The sequence below is a fragment of the Shewanella sp. MM_2022_3 genome, assembly GCF_022557375.1.
GTDB classification, from domain to species: Bacteria; Pseudomonadota; Gammaproteobacteria; order Enterobacterales; family Shewanellaceae; genus Shewanella; species Shewanella xiamenensis.
Genome location: NZ_JAKZGV010000032.1, coordinates 15,097 through 31,989 on the forward strand (window position 1 = coordinate 15,097; position 16,893 = coordinate 31,989).

15 protein-coding genes and 1 tRNA gene are annotated in these 16,893 nt (G+C 43.9%); 6 read left to right on the forward strand and 10 right to left on the reverse strand.

Features of this window, described 5'->3' with window-relative positions; all coding sequences use genetic code 11:
* Positions 1–11: 11 nt before the first annotated feature.
* The 3 genes from MMG82_RS14980 to MMG82_RS14990 all read left to right on the forward strand — a co-directional run bounded on the left by MMG82_RS14980 (position 12) and on the right by MMG82_RS14990 (position 1,442).
* Positions 12–494, forward strand: coding sequence for a hypothetical protein (locus MMG82_RS14980; RefSeq protein ID WP_241407039.1), 483 nt, complete (start codon positions 12–14; stop codon positions 492–494).
* Between the two features lie 81 nt (positions 495–575).
* On the forward strand, positions 576–980 hold the full coding sequence (locus MMG82_RS14985) for a DUF2787 family protein (protein ID WP_241407040.1): 405 nt from the start codon (positions 576–578) through the stop codon (positions 978–980).
* A 129-nt stretch (positions 981–1,109) separates the two neighbouring features.
* Positions 1,110–1,442 (forward strand): YegP family protein, encoded by a 333-nt coding sequence (locus MMG82_RS14990; protein ID WP_011073636.1) that lies wholly within the window; start codon positions 1,110–1,112, stop codon positions 1,440–1,442.
* 130 nt (positions 1,443–1,572) lie between these two features.
* Here MMG82_RS14990 and MMG82_RS14995 read toward each other — a convergent pair.
* Positions 1,573–1,659 (reverse strand) — tRNA-Leu (locus MMG82_RS14995).
* A gap of 343 nt (positions 1,660–2,002) precedes the next feature.
* Positions 2,003–3,592 carry a bacteriohemerythrin gene (locus tag MMG82_RS15000; protein ID WP_047539348.1) on the reverse strand — a complete coding sequence of 530 codons (1,590 nt, stop codon included), beginning with the start codon at positions 3,590–3,592 and terminating at the stop codon, positions 2,003–2,005.
* 306 nt (positions 3,593–3,898) lie between these two features.
* Between MMG82_RS15000 and MMG82_RS15005 the strand changes: the two genes are divergently transcribed.
* Complete coding sequence (locus tag MMG82_RS15005) at positions 3,899–4,030, forward strand: DUF3149 domain-containing protein (RefSeq protein ID WP_011715898.1); 132 nt, start codon at positions 3,899–3,901, stop codon at positions 4,028–4,030.
* A 120-nt stretch (positions 4,031–4,150) separates the two neighbouring features.
* Here the strand turns inward: MMG82_RS15005 and MMG82_RS15010 are convergent, their stop codons facing one another.
* Complete coding sequence (locus tag MMG82_RS15010) at positions 4,151–4,762, reverse strand: superinfection exclusion B family protein (protein ID WP_047540754.1); 612 nt, start codon at positions 4,760–4,762, stop codon at positions 4,151–4,153.
* Positions 4,763–4,931: 169 nt separating this feature from the next.
* On the opposite strand from MMG82_RS15010, the gene MMG82_RS15015 reads away from it, so the two are divergent.
* Positions 4,932–6,563, forward strand: a complete 1,632-nt coding sequence (locus MMG82_RS15015; protein ID WP_047539347.1) for an ATP-binding protein — start codon at positions 4,932–4,934, stop codon at positions 6,561–6,563.
* A gap of 33 nt (positions 6,564–6,596) precedes the next feature.
* Here MMG82_RS15015 and tcdA read toward each other — a convergent pair whose 3' ends face one another.
* Entirely contained in the window at positions 6,597–7,400 is an 804-nt protein-coding gene (gene tcdA / locus MMG82_RS15020) for a tRNA cyclic N6-threonylcarbamoyladenosine(37) synthase TcdA (RefSeq protein ID WP_172591513.1), read from the reverse strand.
* A gap of 884 nt (positions 7,401–8,284) precedes the next feature.
* Between tcdA and MMG82_RS15025 the strand changes: the two genes are divergently transcribed.
* Positions 8,285–9,355 carry a porin gene (locus MMG82_RS15025; RefSeq protein WP_037428011.1) on the forward strand — a complete coding sequence of 357 codons (1,071 nt, stop codon included), beginning with the start codon at positions 8,285–8,287 and terminating at the stop codon, positions 9,353–9,355.
* Between the two features lie 193 nt (positions 9,356–9,548).
* On the opposite strand, the gene parC is transcribed toward MMG82_RS15025, so the two are convergent.
* Genes parC through MMG82_RS15055 form a run of 6 tightly spaced genes read right to left on the reverse strand, consistent with a single transcriptional unit; the run spans position 9,549 to position 16,883 of the window.
* Positions 9,549–11,825 (reverse strand): DNA topoisomerase IV subunit A, encoded by a 2,277-nt coding sequence (gene parC, locus MMG82_RS15030; RefSeq protein WP_037428012.1) that lies wholly within the window; start codon positions 11,823–11,825, stop codon positions 9,549–9,551.
* Positions 11,818–12,993 (reverse strand): PQQ-dependent sugar dehydrogenase, encoded by a 1,176-nt coding sequence (locus MMG82_RS15035; RefSeq protein WP_172587646.1) that lies wholly within the window; start codon positions 12,991–12,993, stop codon positions 11,818–11,820. The genes parC and MMG82_RS15035 overlap by 8 nt, the downstream gene beginning before the upstream one ends.
* Positions 12,994–13,045: 52 nt before the next feature.
* Positions 13,046–14,932, reverse strand: coding sequence for a DNA topoisomerase IV subunit B (gene parE, locus MMG82_RS15040; RefSeq protein WP_037422159.1), 1,887 nt, complete (start codon positions 14,930–14,932; stop codon positions 13,046–13,048).
* Positions 14,933–14,988: 56 nt separating this feature from the next.
* Positions 14,989–15,564, reverse strand: coding sequence for a YqiA/YcfP family alpha/beta fold hydrolase (locus MMG82_RS15045; RefSeq protein ID WP_172591514.1), 576 nt, complete (start codon positions 15,562–15,564; stop codon positions 14,989–14,991).
* 26 nt (positions 15,565–15,590) lie between these two features.
* Positions 15,591–16,427 (reverse strand): 3',5'-cyclic-AMP phosphodiesterase, encoded by an 837-nt coding sequence (cpdA, locus tag MMG82_RS15050; protein WP_037422153.1) that lies wholly within the window; start codon positions 16,425–16,427, stop codon positions 15,591–15,593.
* Between the two features lie 15 nt (positions 16,428–16,442).
* Positions 16,443–16,883 carry a DUF1249 domain-containing protein gene (locus tag MMG82_RS15055; protein WP_037422150.1) on the reverse strand — a complete coding sequence of 147 codons (441 nt, stop codon included), beginning with the start codon at positions 16,881–16,883 and terminating at the stop codon, positions 16,443–16,445.
* Positions 16,884–16,893 lie beyond the last annotated feature (10 nt).

A 16,893-nucleotide genomic window follows, 5' to 3' on the forward strand; every position in this document is an offset into this window, starting at 1 on the left:
GGAAACACACCATGACCACAGTATTGAGTTCTCTCAAGGTAATCGCTCGCCCTGAAATTGCCCCTAAGCCACCTGTGCTCGGCAAACGAATGAAGCTACTCGATAAGCTAGACCAGCAATTGTCGTTAGCCGAATGCATGATTGAAGGCCGTGAATTTGAAGCCTACAAAGAGCGCTCGGTTAAAGACCCAGAGACTGGTGAGCGTAAGAAAATTCGCCGCCGTTACATCGTCCGACCTTGGTTCTATGACAGCAACGAGCACTACTACTTTGAAGTGCGGATTAGTAACAAACCCATCGAACTGGAAAAAGGCTGCCCCGCTATTGATGTGGGTGCAAAGGCCAACTTGCCAGCAGTGATTAAGGTGGTCATTGATGCCGTGGAGAAAGGCGAGTTAGACGAGCAGTTACTCGCCCCCGCACCCAAGATAGGTAAGAAGGCCAGCACCGATAAGCCCACCACCGATAAAGCCAGCACGAAAGCCAGTAAGTGACAACTCACATCACCCACATTCCATACCAACAACAGGGGGACACGATGCCCCCTTTGTTTTGCCACTTTTGAGGGTTAAATAATGAAAACCATGAATACCGACCTACCATTACCCGTGTCACCTGTCTTTGCCAAAGCACTGGCAGAACTCGTGAAAAATATTGATAGCAACGCTGTCACAATTAACTTTCGCGACCCCGATTACAGTCCACAAACGGGCGGCTTTCATCCTGTGGAAATCAGGCTAGAGAAAGGTGCAGACCAATGGCAGTTATGTTACATCACCGACTTTTGCTATGTCGGCTATGCGGGGCAATGGGAATTAGTGAAGGAGTTGGACTTTGATTTTAGCTGCGGCGTGTTTCAGTCCATTAGCGGACTATTAGTCATTGAAGCGGCAGCAGAGCTTTACCCCATTTGGGAGCAAAACTTCTTGTGTTACTGGCAGGAAATGGATGCTTTTAATGTCAGTATTTCGACAGACTAACCCTCAAAACACTCAAAATGTGGCATCGGCACATATCAAACCAGATAAAGTCGACTAGACTGAGGCACGAGCAGGAAATGGTTTCCTTGCTTGCGCTATGCAATACCTTAAAGAAGAAGGAGCAACCCCATGTCAGGATGGTATGAATTAAGCAAAAGCAGTAACGATCAATTTAAGTTTGTGCTTAAGGCTGGTAACGGAGAAGTCATCCTCACCAGCGAACTCTACACGGGTAAGAGTGGTGCCATGAATGGTATCGAATCCGTTCAAACCAACTCCCCTATCGAAGCCCGATATGCCAAAGAAGTGGCGAAAAACGATAAGCCGTACTTCAACCTAAAAGCCGCGAACCATCAGATCATTGGCACTAGCCAAATGTATTCGAGTACCGCAGCAAGGGACAACGGGATCAAGTCGGTAATGGAAAATGGGAAAACTACGACGATTAAAGATCTAACCTAATCGGTATGTGCGGAGTGGTGGATCTTGAAGGGCATGTGTGTACCAACAAAAAGCTGGACATAAAGCGGTAAGTATCTAACAATGCTGAATTTTAGATACAAAAAAACCGACTTAATGTCGGCTATTTGTATGGTACCAGAGGACGGACTCGAACCGTCACGCTTTTAAGGGCGGTGGATTTTGAATCCACTGTGTCTACCGATTTCACCACTCTGGCACAACTTTGGAGCTTCAAAAACTTTGCAAATCTTTGCATCGTCTTTGCGTGTTAATCATTTTCAATTAACATTTTTAATCAACAGCTTAGTGAATTTGATATTGTAACACAGTGAATTTTGAATCCGCTGTGTCTACCGATTTCACCACTCTGGCATTATCAATACTTAGAGCTAATAAAAACAACTAGCTGGCTTTAGTGCTGGGAATTATACCTTTGCCAAAGACAATGGCAAGCCCTTTTAAAGACCTTGTTGGCAAATTAGTTTTAACCGCTCAAAAATCCGGCGTCTATTAATTTTACCTTGCATATTGCTCGATGACTCTTAAAACAGCATCTTAATCTACTCAGCGCCATGGGAAAGTAAAAACTGCGTATATTCCTTGTCACTTTTTTGAATATGGTTAACCAACCAAGATTTTAAGAATGCCATTAACTCGTCAGCCACATCTTCACCTCTACCAACCCGCTTTTGAAAATCAAGCACTTGACCAACAAGCTGCGCATGTTTCTCCTTATGGGCAATAGTTTGTGGGTATCCAAAACGAGCAAACAACTCTTCTTCATAGGAAAAATGATTCGCGGTGTAATCCACAAGTCCTTGAACAATCCGTTTAATCGCTTCGAGGCCATAGGCTTCGCTTAAGGTACGGTGCAATTCGTTAACAAGAGAGACTAAGCGTTGATGCTGGCGGTTAATCTCCGGCATACCGATATCAAGTTCTGGCCCCCATTTTACAAATAGTTGGCTTTGGGCTTGATTAGAGGTAAATAGCTGCTTATCCACATGGAAACGATGTAGCAGTGAACCAATCTCCTGAGACATATTATAAACCTTAAGACTAGATAGATTGGTTAGATTAGTATGATGTGCATTTTTCAACGCTAATTCAGTCATCGCGTTGATATTTTTGTTAATTTCCTCTGCAACTGCATGCTGCTCTTCCGATGCAGTGGCAATTTGATGAGACATATCCGTAATGCTTTCAACGTGAGTGACAATTTCACCCAAAGATTGATGCGCTTTCTCTACCATCAAGGCGGTTTCATCGGCGATAGTGACGTTTTTTAACATCACTTCAACCCCTTGTTGAGCGCCCTTTTGTAATGCGGTTATCTGCTGTTGAATTTCGGCGGTCGCCTCTGAGGTACGTTTTGCCAAATTACGGACTTCATCGGCAACAACCGCAAATCCACGGCCATGCTCACCCGCTCGGGCACTCTCAATCGCCGCATTAAGAGCCAATAAGTTGGTTTGTTCGGCCACTTGCGAGATAGTCTCAATAATGCTGCTAATGCTATTCGTATCGGCGGCAAGGTGTTCAATCACTGCTTTTGTTTGGTGAATTTGCGAAGTCATATCGCTGATTTTATTGACAATAGCGCCCATGACTTCATCACCATGTTTAGCTGAAGTCTGCGCAATATCAGCGGCTTGCGCGGTATTAGCCGCATTGTGTGACACTTCTTGTACGGTTGAAACCATCTGGGTCATCGCCGTTGCCGCAAGCTCGGTTTGACGTTCTTGCTCCAAAACGCCTTGTTTTGCCTGCTCACTAATCGTCTTTATGTCGGTGGCGACCTTCTTCATCCATTCGCTGGTATCAACTAGAGATAGAATAGTACGACTCACATCTTCGCCCATGCGATTGATGCTGTGAACGACAGTGTGAAACACTCCCGCATCTTTCTCATCAAGCTGGTAACTCAAATCACCGTCACCCAAGTGATGAGCCGCACGCTCGAGGTGCCTCAGATTACGGATAAGTTTGTTAATGTTAAAAAATAGAATAAGGGCAAGTGCGATTAAACATAAGGTTGCAACCCAATGCGCGCTACTAAGCAAACAATAAAGGGGATATAAAAGTAAGACCATAGGAGCGAAAATAATACCATATCCCATAGTGCCCTTTTTAACAGTGGTGCTAGCCATTTTTGGCTCCTTCAAAAATGCAGTCTAACTTCAATCAATGCTAAAACGGATTAGCAAATACCTTGTTCTTGGTATCACTTAATAGTTACTACTCTTAAGACTAGTCCCGAATGAAGTAAGAAACAAAGCCCAAAAGATTGAGTTTGATAAAATTTCATCACCCGCTAAATTTGAAGTAGATCACAGGGTTAATCTTTGGTTACAAGATTGTTTTAGGACGTCGATTTTTTATTGATCAGGATCAGTATTTGCTGACAGTAAGAGCGCTAGTGTATGGATGACTTCACAAGAAAGAGGATTTCAATCATGGCATTTTGGTTAGATTTAATGTTCGGTAACCCAATTGGTTTACTTTCAATGATCGTTATCTTTAGCACTATAGGGATAATTTCTTATATCACTTGGATGTTTATCGTGAAGTCAGCGCAACAATCGTAGTTTTTGCTTCCAAATTGTTATTCTGTTCATTGTAGCTTGTAAAAATTGCACGTTGTTATGGGGGTTCCATTAACCCCCATTTTTTATGCCTGTAATTTCGCGTTAGAGCCAACGCTACACTTAAGCTGCGTGTTTACGGTTTTGAACTAAGCCATTGAGAAACTGCGGGCGCGCTTTAATCAGATGTTGCATTTCTTCTTCACTTGGTTCCCCTGCTGGTAAACGTAAAACGCCCCGATTTAAGTAGATACGTGCTTTCATCGAAATTTTATAGTCTGCTGTGGGCCCTTGGATTGCGTAATGACGTTCATTACCTAAACATTCGAGGATACACGCACTGAGCAAACTTTTTACCGCGGGTTCGTTTTGCGGCAATGTCAAAATAGTGGCTCCTTGCAAAAAGAATTCTCGTAATAATGCTCGCTCTGCACGATCCAGCAAATTAACTTTTGCTTCAATGGTCTCGGTGATGCGCTTATCACTTAAATGACGAATCGACTCATCTAATCCCAAGTTCAATAACTGAGTTAAAAAATACGCGATCGAGATAATAAGTCCAAGCCCGACAAAATGTGCGTGCTCGGGTACAAACTTATCCAGTGCCAGCAAAGTAAGAATATTTGACGGCATCGCCAATAAAACCGCACAACTCACCATTAGCCACAGCATAACCCGAAACATTACCTTCTTAGGGTTAAACAACTTCACTGAATCGAATTTGAGTTTAATCATAGTGTTATCCCAGTGACAAAAAATTGAACTTAGCCAAGACCAAGCAAGTTTGATGCCATTGCTTTGTTCAATATTGAGGGATTTTTCACTGGGATAACATGCGAAATTTTTTAAGCTTGAGTCTATGCTTATAAGCATCCAACTTGCTATCAGATAAAGATTATTTAAGATGCTGACATTCTTCAGTCAATTTATAAAAAGCCCGATTGGTAGGCACCTCACCTTGTCAATTGTGCTATTCAGCTCCTTAATCACGCTAATGACGACAGCCTACCAACTCATTAGCGATTATCGGGGCGATGTTAGTCGGATTGATCGGGTATTTTCTAATATCGAGAAAGCTAACCTCGATGTATTAGCTGCAAGTATTTGGGTAATAGATGAAAGACTGATTAACACCCAACTGAATGGTCTCATCCAACTACCTGATATTAACTACATTTCAATCAAAGATGATAGTGGCCAGTCGTGGAACGGAGGAACCCCAAAACCAACTCATACTTTAAATAAAATCTTTCCTCTGGTGTATAAATCACCGACCGACAATATCAACGTTGGTACTTTAGAAGTACAAGTAGACATGGATGCCATTTATGACCGCCTTTACGATAAAGCCATCCTTATTTTACTCTCCAATGGCATAAAAACCTTCTTAGTCGCTGGATTTATTCTATTTTTAGTCTGGTACAACATCACTAAACATCTCGATAAACTCAGTAAATACTGCAAACGGATTAACTTAGACGCGGACTTCGAACCCCTTCAATTTGAACGTAAGGAGAAAATCGATGAGTTTAAACAAGTTGCTGATGCGATTAACAGCATGCAAGGGCAACTTCGCAGCTCATTTGAAGCACTGAAAAGTTCTAAAGCCGAGTTACAAACAGCATTAGAAGATAGAGAGCGTTTACTGAAACTCGAACGTAGTTATAAGGAAGAACTAGCAAGACAAGTTAAAGAGCGAACCCAAGAGTTAGAGCAATCCTTAGCCGCTCTAAAGCGCGCACAACAGGTGTTAGTTGAACAGGAAAAAATGGCCGCCTTAGGAGGGTTAGTGTCTGGTGTGGCGCACGAAATTAATACCCCCATTGGTATTTGCTTAACGGCGGCCAGCGCGCAATTAAACCATATAGAAGAACTCATAGAGCTTATCCATAGTGAGCACGCGACACTCGACGAAATCAATGCGATTTTGGACGAGTATCAACAAAGCTGTGAGCTTATAGTTCGTAATATCACCAAAGCCAGCAGCCTAATTCAAAAATTCAAGACTATTGCTATCGACCGCAGCCACGAAGAGCATCAGTGCATCAATCTGCAAAGGCAGCTTAAAGAGATTTTAGCGTCTAGCTTGATAATGCATCCTAAACTCAACGCAAAAACCGACCTACAAGTCGATCCCAACTTAAATATTCAAACTAATGTGAGTCTATTAAACCAAATCGTCAGTAATATATTGTCCAACGCTTATACCCATGCATTTCAAGACCGAGAAGATAATCAGATACAAATCTCCGCCAGTATTGAGCAGGGTTTTGTGAATATCAGCATCCAAAATAATGGCGTCGCAATCCCCCCCGAAGTCGCTGAACATATGTTCGAGCCTTTCTTTACCACCAATAGAAGTAAAGGCGGCACAGGATTAGGTTTATCCGCCGCCTTTAATGCGGTCACCTTGTTAAAAGGTTCAATGAGCTATCAAGCAGACTCTTCACTTGGCGGCGCGCAATTTAACATTCGCATTCCTCTTAACCAATGCGATGCGCCTAAGATAACCACTCACCACGAGTTCACTATTTGAAAATATTTAGAACAATAAAACATACAAATTGGATTATTCGTTAGCTAATTGTGCCAATCGAGAAAGGACACGGCTCGCCGCTACAAATCCAAAAGTACCAGTGACCATAGTCACAGCACCAAACCCCGAAGCACAATCCATCCGCATGCTACCATCGGCGGTGGCTTTAGTACTACAAACCGAGCCATCAGCTTGAGGGTAAACGAGCTGTTCACTAGAAAAAACGGCATCCACAGCAAAACGACGTTGTACATTTTTGGAGAAGTTATATTCACGGCGGAGAATATTACGCACTTTTGCAAGCAACGGATCTTGATAGGTCTTAGCCAAATCAGTCAGTTGGATCTGTGTTGGATCAACTTGCCCACCAGCACCACCTACGGTCACTATCTTGATTTTTTGACGTTTGCACCAAGCAATAAGCGCTGCTTTTTGTTTAACCGCATCAATACAATCAACAACATAATCAATATTGCAGCCTGACTGAGAACCTAGTAAATAGTCACCCAGATTGTCGACCGTAATAAAATCTTCTACTTCATTGACTTGGCAATCAGGATTAATCTCGCGGATCCGTTTGGCCATAACTGCAACCTTAGAATCGCCAATAGTTGAGGTAAGCGCATGAATTTGACGGTTAGTATTGGTCACGCAGATATCATCTAAATCAATTAAGGTAATTTGACCAATACCACTCCTTGCCAATGCCTCAGCCGCCCAAGTGCCCACACCACCAATACCAATTACCACGACATGAGATGCTGCAAATTTCGCAAGCGCTTTTTGCCCGTACAAGCGGCCTATGCCACCAAAGCGATTTTGATAGGCTTCAGTCATCAATACTTACCTTATTTATATCTAGCGAACCCGGCCGCAACGAGAAGGAGGAGAAACACTTACCAACGCAGCATAATGCATGAAAAATGCGCCGAAGATTCTAAACGATTTAAGCCAAAAACCGAAATCAAACTCAACCCATGAGCTAAAAGATGCAGCTAGATATTAAATTAAACCACTCGGCTTTCCTAAGGCACAGAGCAGACATGTTTGCGCGAATGCGAGTGTAAGCGCTAAATCCACGTTGATTGACGGCTTTACTCGTCAATAATCATTCCTCGTTTCGCAAGCACGAGCTTGCCATAACGAATAAAATTCACACTCAAAACGTCAATACGCCCTAATACTATGGTCTAGGATGATGGCTATCGCATTGAACTAATGCTTATGCTAGCTGAGTTAATACAATATCTAAATAATAGATCATCAACAACAATTAAACTTTTGATTTTAAACACATTTAACAACATCTTCTCAGGTATTTTGTTGCTAAAAAGTAACTTTACTTGTTTTTTTTATTGTACTCGGTACCCAATAACACCAACTCACGCGTATATGACAAACTTGCGACAACATTAGTATATGCTACAGTTAGGCCCGCCGGTCTGTATATGCTACGGCACTTCGCATACCTCTTTAGTAGTATGCCAAAAATACAGTTTTATCTCTTACACGCCGATTTTCGGTCAAGTGATAGGGAAATGTCCTAAAAAACCCCGAATACAGACAAGGAGAGCTAAAAACTTGATCTATGACACAGCCTGCAAGGCATAAAACTGTAAAAATCGGCGGCAACTTTGTTACTTATTTCTGTAACAAACGTGTTAAACCACACAAAAACCATGAAAAATGGATAAGAACTTAGGTTCGAGGGAGCACAAAACATGAAAAAGACATTCATCTCTGCATCAGTTGCATCAGTATTAGCGCTGGCTTCATTCGGTGCGCTAGCCGAAGGCCCAAGCTTCTATGGTCGTTTAGAGCTTGCATTAACTAATACTGAAACAGGTGCAACTCTACAATCAGGCACCAATGGTGTTGATACTAAAAACTATGCTGATGAAAACAATGCTGGTACCTATTTAGAAAACAACTTCTCACTGTTAGGTGTTAAAGGTACTGAGAAAATCGCTGATGGCTATGATGTTGTTTATCAAATGGAATTCCAAGTTGAAAACACTTCTGGCTCAGGTGATGTGTTCAAAGCTCGTAACACTTTCTTAGGTTTAAAAACTAATGCAGGTACTGTATTAGTGGGTCGTAATGACACTGTATTCAAACAAGCAGAAGGTAACGTAGACGTATTTGGTAACACCAACGCCGATATCGACCGTTTAGTCAGCGCACAAACTCGTAGCGCAGATGGTGTATGGTACTACTCACCAAAAATCGCTGATTTAGTGACCTTAAACGCCACTTACCTGTTCGATGATAATGACACTACTGCAAAAACCACCGAAAGCTTATACGCTCTGAGTGCAACGCTGGGTGATAGCAAGTTCAAAGATCAAAACTACTATTTAGCAGTTGCCTATAACAAAGGTATTGCGGGTGTTGATGCATACCGTGGTGTAGCACAAGTTAAATTTGGCGATTTCAAAGTGGGTGGTTTATTCCAAAACTCTGAAAGCGTAACTGATAGCTCAGTAGATGGTAACACTTACTTTGTTAACGTTGTTTACACTTTAAACGGTGTTAACCTGAAAGCCGAATACGGCTTTGATGAAACGGGCTTTGGTAACTACTACAAAAACGTTACCACTGGTACAAACCTGTTAAAAGGCGCAGACATCAGCGTACAAAACTTCAACGTGGGTGCTGACTACCGTTTCTCTAAATCAACTATGGTATACGGTCAATACGCAATGTACCGTGGTGACCATGTCGTAGCAGGTAACAAAGTAGACCTACAAGACGACAACGTATTCTCTGTAGGCGTACGTTACGACTTCTAATATCCTTACGGATATTCGCTAATAAAAACCTACCGCAAGCGGTAGGTTTTTTTATGTCTTGTATTTAAGAAAAGTGACTCTGTAGCGCATAACTCTGAGAATAAAAAAGCCACTCCAGTGAAACTTGAGTGGCTTTGATTAACGGTTTTGATAACTTGAGCTGGCTACCTCTTACGCAGCCTCAAATTAACAGTTAAATGCTAGGCAAGACCTCAGCACCTTCGCCTAATTCCACACTATCAACACGCTGTAATCCACGTGGTAATTTTGCCCCACGACGTCCGCGCTCACCGCGATAATGCTCTAAATCACTTGGTTTAAGTGTGAGTTTGCGCTTACCCGCCCACAAGGTAACTGGAGTATCTGCTGGCACAAGTTGTAAATGTGTCATTAACTCTTCACGGTTTTTAGCGCGCTCGCTTGGAATACCGATAATCTTATTACCTTTACCCTTGGATAATTGCGGCAATGCTTCCAATGAAAACAGTAGCATACGACCTTCATTGGTGATGGCAAGGATAGACATCTCTCGATTACGATCAATCGGTTTGGGTGGTAAAGACTTGGCATTCGTCGGTAAGCTCAATAGCGCTTTACCCGCCTTATTACGAGACACCATGTCATTGAAAGTACATATAAACCCATAACCCGCATCGGTTGCTAAGAGGAAGCATTGCTCGTCTTCCCCCAAAATAACATGCTGCATGGTCTCACCAGATGCCATATTAAAGCGCGTAGTAATGGGCTCACCTTGGGTACGAGCCGATGGCAGACTATGACTATCGGTGGCAAAGGCGCGACCGGATGAATCAATAAACACTGCCACCTGATTACTGCGCCCGATAGCACTACAGAGATATTGATCGCCCGCCTTATAGGATAAAGACTCGGCATCAATATCATGGCCCTTAGCACAACGCACCCAACCTTTCTCTGATAACACCACAGTCACAGGTTCACTCGGGGTAAGCTCTTGCTCTGTTAAGGCGCGGGACTCATGGCGTTCTACAATAGGAGAGCGGCGATCATCGCCATAGGTCTCACCATCTTGGATTAATTCTTTCTTTATTAAGGTTTTTAAGCGGCGTTCAGAACCTAATAATTGCTCTAACTTTTCACGTTCAGCTTCCAGTTCGTCCTGCTCAGCTTTGATCTTAAATTCTTCTAACTTAGCTAAATGGCGTAATTTTAACTCGAGGATGGCCTCAGCCTGCTTGTCTGTCAGGTTAAAACGCGCCATCAACTCCGCTTTGGGCTCATCATGAAAACGAATGATCTCAATGACTTCATCAATATTGAGAAAAGCGATCATTAACGCTTCAAGGATATGTAAACGCGCCAACACTTTATCTAAACGATATTCTAGGCGACGTCTTACGGTATCGACACGAAACTCAAGCCATTCGGTGAGTAAGTCTTTTAGGCCCTTAACTCTTGGACGACCATCAAGGCCCAGTACGTTAAGGTTTACCCTAAAACTTTTCTCAAGATCGGTAGTCGCAAACAAGTGCGCCATCAGTTGATCGCAATCGACGCGATTTGAGCGCGGTACAATCACTAAGCGAACGGGATTTTCATGGTCAGACTCATCACGCAAGTCAGCAACCATAGGCAATTTTTTCGCCTGCATTTGAGCAGCAATCTGCTCTAAAATCTTACCACTACCCGCCTGATGTGGTAGCGCGGTGATCACTATTTCACCGGCTTCGACAGTATAAACCGCACGGGCTTTTAAGGAGCCACGCCCAGTTTCATAGATTTTGGCAATATCGGCAGACGGGGTGATGATCTCAGCTTCTGTAGGATAATCAGGCCCTGGCACATAGGCCATCAACTGCGCAAGGTCGAGTTTGGGATCGTCCAAAAGCGCAACGCAGGCATTCACTAACTCTCTGGCATTATGTGGCGGTATATCTGTCGCCATGCCCACCGCAATACCAGTGATCCCGTTGAGCAAAATATGGGGTAAACGTGCAGGCAGCACTTTGGGCTCTTTTAACGTGCCATCGAAGTTTGCCCCCCAGTCAACCGTACCTTGTCCCAGCTCAGATAATAACAGCTCAGAAAACTTCGACAGGCGCGCCTCGGTATAACGCATTGCTGCAAATGACTTAGGATCGTCTGGTGCCCCCCAGTTTCCTTGACCATCTACCAATGGATAACGATAGGAAAATGGCTGCGCCATCAGCACCATCGCCTCATAGCAGGCACTATCGCCATGGGGATGGTACTTACCTAATACGTCACCCACTGTACGAGCTGATTTTTTATGCTTTGATTGAGCCGATAAACCAAGCTCGCTCATAGCATAAATAATCCGTCGTTGTACGGGTTTAAGGCCATCACCAATATGGGGTAAGGCTCGGTCCATAATGACGTACATGGAATAATTCAGATAAGCTTCTTCGGTAAAGCGCCGCAATGGCATCTGCTCTACGCCATCCAAGCTTAACTTGATTGCGTCACTCATTTTCTTCTAGTTCCTGTGGTTCTTCAGTATTATCGCCATCCCTATAGAACAGTCGATACAGGTTACCTTTCAAATCATCCGAAATGTACATGGCCCCATCTTCACCGGACAATAATCCATAGGGGCGGGCGACAGGAAACTCACCGTCGAGAAAACTCACTACGGTTTCGCGGCTGACCACCTGTTGATTCTCAAGCTTCAACATGACGATTTGATAACCGACTTTGCTTGAACGGTTCCAAGAACCATTTTCAGCAACAAACAATTGGTTATGATAGATTTCTGGGAATTGCTTACCACGGTAAAATGCCAGTCCCGTTGGCGCAACGTGTGCTGGAAGTTCGTATATCGGTACAGAAATTTTTAAATTTTTTGGCTTTTCATAGGCAGGTTCGACCACGGATGATGCGTGTAAATACGGAAAGCCATAATGGCTGCCCGCCACATCGATGCGGTTAATCTCATCGGGGGGTAAGTTATCGCCCATCCAATCACGTCCTTGATCGGCAAACCACAATTTGCCGTCTTGAGGAGACCAGTCAAAACCTGTCACATCGCGAATTCCTGACGCAATTTGCTCACTGGCGCCGGTATCCACATTAATCGCAATAATACTGCTATAGGGCGCGCTAGCTTCACACACGTTACAAGGTGCACCGATAGAGACATAGAGCCTGCCATCAGGACCAAAATTCATCGCTCGTGCACTTTTCTTATCTGACTCTGGTAAATCGCTATAAATCTCTTTAGGACGACTTGGACGGCGTAAGCGCTGCTCGATATCAATAAAGCGGACAATTCGGTTTTCAGTTGCCACAAACAGATCACCATTATGGAACGCAATCGCATCGGGAGACTCTAACCCCTTGGCGATGACATAACGCTTGTCTACACGACCATCTTGGTTACTATCAACAAGTGCATGCACTGTGCCACTCTTATTGGAGCCGACAAATAAGGTGCCATTTGCCCCCATCGCAATCTGTTTGGCATCCCCAAGATCGGAAGCATAGAGCGATAAACCAAATCCCTTTGAGACGGTAATCATGATCGACTGAGACCCTGCAATCGCCGTCTGGATCGGTAACAAAGCCATACTCACCAGTAGGGTCCAATAGGCAGAGAACACCTTTAAACATTTATAATTATTCGTTTTAATATACAACATGGTAATTTTCTTTATGCCTAAGTGTTATTGTTATCGGCAATAGTGCACAACATTAAAGTACCGCCATGTCACCCTTATCTTCGAGCCAGTTTTTACGATCGGGTGAACGCTTCTTAGCTAACAGCATATCCATAAGAGAATCAGTTTCTTCCGCATCATCAATAGTTAACTGCACTAAACGGCGAGTATTAGGGTCCATTGTCGTTTCACGCAATTGTAGTGGATTCATTTCACCCAGACCTTTAAAGCGTGTTACTTGAACTTTACCTTTTTTATTCTCAGCGCTGATACGATCGAGAATACCTTCTTTTTCAGCCTCATCTAAAGCGTAATAAACATCTTTACCTATATCGATACGGAACAGTGGCGGCATGGCGATATAAACATGCCCCTGCTCAACCAACACTCGGTAATGTTTCAGAAACAGTGCACAGAGTAAAGTCGCAATATGCAATCCATCGGAATCGGCGTCGGCGAGGATGCAGATTTTGCCATACCTTAACTCAGAAATATCATTGCTATCGGGATCACAACCAATTGCCACCGAAATATCATGTACTTCCTGCGACGCTAATACCTGAGATGCATCCACTTCCCACGTATTTAAGATTTTACCACGTAGCGGCATAATAGCTTGAAACTCACGGTCTCTAGCCTGTTTAGCACTGCCTCCCGCAGAATCCCCTTCCACAAGGAAGAGTTCGCCGCGCATTGGATCTTGGCCACTACAATCGGTCAATTTACCCGGTAATGCGGGACCTGATGTGACTTTTTTACGGGCGACTTTTTTGGCTGCTTTTAAGCGTTTTTGCGCGTTATTAATACACATTTCAGCCAATGACTCGGCTAATTCGGTATTCGAATTTAACCAAAGCGAAAATGCATCACGCACGATACCTGAAACAAAGGCTGAGCTTTGACGGCTCGAAAGCTTCTCTTTTGTCTGTCCCGCAAACTGCGGGTCTTGCATTTTCACTGACAGAATGAAGGCTGCGCGATCCCAAATATCCTCAGGAGAGAGCTTAATCCCGCGGGGGATGAGATTACGAAACTCACAAAACTCACGCATCGACTCTAGCAAACCTTGGCGAAAGCCATTCACATGGGTGCCACCCAATGGCGTTGGGATTAAGTTCACATAACTTTCGTTGATCGACTCCCCGCCCTCTGGCAACCAGGTAATAGCCCAATCTGCCGCCTCAATTTGCCCCTTAAAACTACCGATAAAAGGCTCTTCCGGCAGCATGATATTATCGCCTACCGCCGTCTTAAGATAATCGGTTAAGCCACTCTCGTAGTACCACTCATGCACTTCGTTAGTGTGCTTATTAGTGAATTTAATTCTAAGACCGGGGCACAATACTGCTTTGGCACGCAGTAAATAAATAAGTTTGGAATTGGAGAAATTCGCCGAATCAAAATAACTCGCATCAGGCCAAAAATGTACTCGAGTACCGGTATTGCGCCGACCGCAGGTACCACTGACTCGTAGTTCTTCGACTTTAAAACCATTTTCGAAAGCCATATCATACACTTGGCCATCTCGGCGCACAGTGACTTCAACTCTGCGAGACAGGGCGTTAACCACTGAAATCCCTACACCATGCAAACCACCAGAGAATTGATAATTTTTATTTGAAAATTTACCGCCGGCATGCAGTTTAGTCAGGATCAGCTCGACCCCTGGAATACCTTCTTCGGGATGAATATCCACTGGCATACCACGACCATCGTCAGTGACTTCCAGCGAGTTATCTGTGTGGAGCACAACTTCGATTTTAGTGGCATGGCCAGCTAAGGCTTCATCGACACTGTTATCTATGACCTCTTGGCCTAAATGGTTAGGTCGGCTGGTATCGGTATACATACCTGGACGGCGTTTAACTGGGTCAAGTCCGTTAAGAACTTCAATGGCGTCAGAGGTGTATTGATTAGTCATAGTGTACGCTATAGGTTGTTATATCCGGCCATGTTGCGGCTGTGGATGACGATTTGTCAAGGTAAGTGTAAAAATTGGCTTACAGTTTGCAGATATCGCTCATAACCCACAAAACTGTGATCACCACCGGATTCAATCCGTAATTGGCAATGATGATATTTATGTAGCGCTTCGCGATAATCCAGCACTTCATCGCCCGTTTGCAATAGTACCAAAAAACGATCGGGATTGCGGATAACAGCCGTATTAAATTCAGCCACTTCCTGCTTATGCTCTGGTAATACCTGATAATGCTCTTCGGTATAAGGGTTAAATTGCGGCCCCATAAATTCATCAAACAGTTCAAAGGGTTTTACTGCCGGATTAACCAACACGGCTCGGCCACCATAATACTCAGCCAAGTAACTGGCAAAATAACCACCTAAGGACGAGCCAATATAGTTAAGCGGCTCACCCGCTTGCAAAGCCTCCTCAACATAGCGCTGTAGTAAGGCCATCGCTGCTTTGGGTGTATTGGGTAACTGTGGCTGATGAAAAGTGACGGACGGGTGATGCTCGGCCATATATTGTGCCGTCATCACCGCTTTATCAGAGAAAGGAGAACTGTTGAATCCGTGAATATAGAGCAGCATAGTTCCTCAAGCTGCGGTCACTCGCGTTAATAACCGCTGGAATCTTTATCGGGGGAAAACAGATTTCCCGGTACGCGATACACATTAGTGCTGATGCTACCATCGGCCTTGAGCTCCAGCAAACGATAACCGGGTTGCAGTCCATCGAGGGCAAAATAAGGCGATTGCGGTTTAAACTGGATACAAGTAGAAGGTGTCGCCATTAATTGCAACGCACCATGGGGACCATCGTAAAGGCTATCCAATTGTTGATGCACATGACCCCAAAGCAAAGCTTTGACCTGCGGGTATTGAGCGACACGCTTTAAAAATTCCGTCCCATTATCCATGCAGTGTTGGTCTAACCAAGCACAATTAACCAAAATAGGATTATGATGCATCACCAGTAAAGTATGGCGGTCTGGATGTGCGGCTATAGCCTGTTCAATGAGTTCGAATTGACTCGCGGCCATATGACCACCAGGTTTTCCTCTCACGGTGGAATCCAGCATCAAAATTTGCCATTTACCAACTAAAATACGTTGCTGGCCAAAAATCCGCTCGCCCTGCATATGCAAAAACATGATCCGCGGATCATCATGATTACCCGGAAGATAATGGCAAGGTAAATTGAGCGGGGCGACCGCTGACACAAATTGGCGATAAGACTCAGGGGAATAATCTTGACTTAAATCACCTGTGGCAAGCATAAGATGCGCAGGGTAATTAACGGCGCGGATGGTATTGAGTACCGCGGCCAAACTTTTGCTGGTATTAACACCAAGTAGCTGAGCTTCAGGATCGGCAAAGAGGTGCGGGTCAGTGACTTGCACTATGCGCACACTTTCATCAGCTACAGAGTAAGAGATAGCCTCTTTCAGCACATTGAATACCCAATTCTAAGACTGGCAAACCAAACGTTGTTGGCCACCAATCTTCAATAATTCTCCCAGGAATGCATTTACCTGGTACTTCTCATCACTATGATACATACGTAAATTGGGATAATCATACACTGGGCGCAGTTGGTAAATCTGTTGACCAGTTAACACTTCTGCTAATTTAGCATCATGATAAATTCTCACTAACACCTTGGGAATATTAACAAACTCCACTATTTGTAGTGGGCGTGAGATTTCAACTAATTGAGTATATTTGGTATTTTCTAAAATACGGATAACTAATACACCAAATTCACCTTCAAGTTGCCAAGATTGACCCACAGCAATATCCAGTGGCAACCACTTTTGCATGTAGCCATAGTTACGCCCGCATAGCGCTAAAAAGTCGCTCACGTTGGGTTGATAACGCGGTTTTTGATGTGATGTTGAATGCGCCAAACCTTTTCCA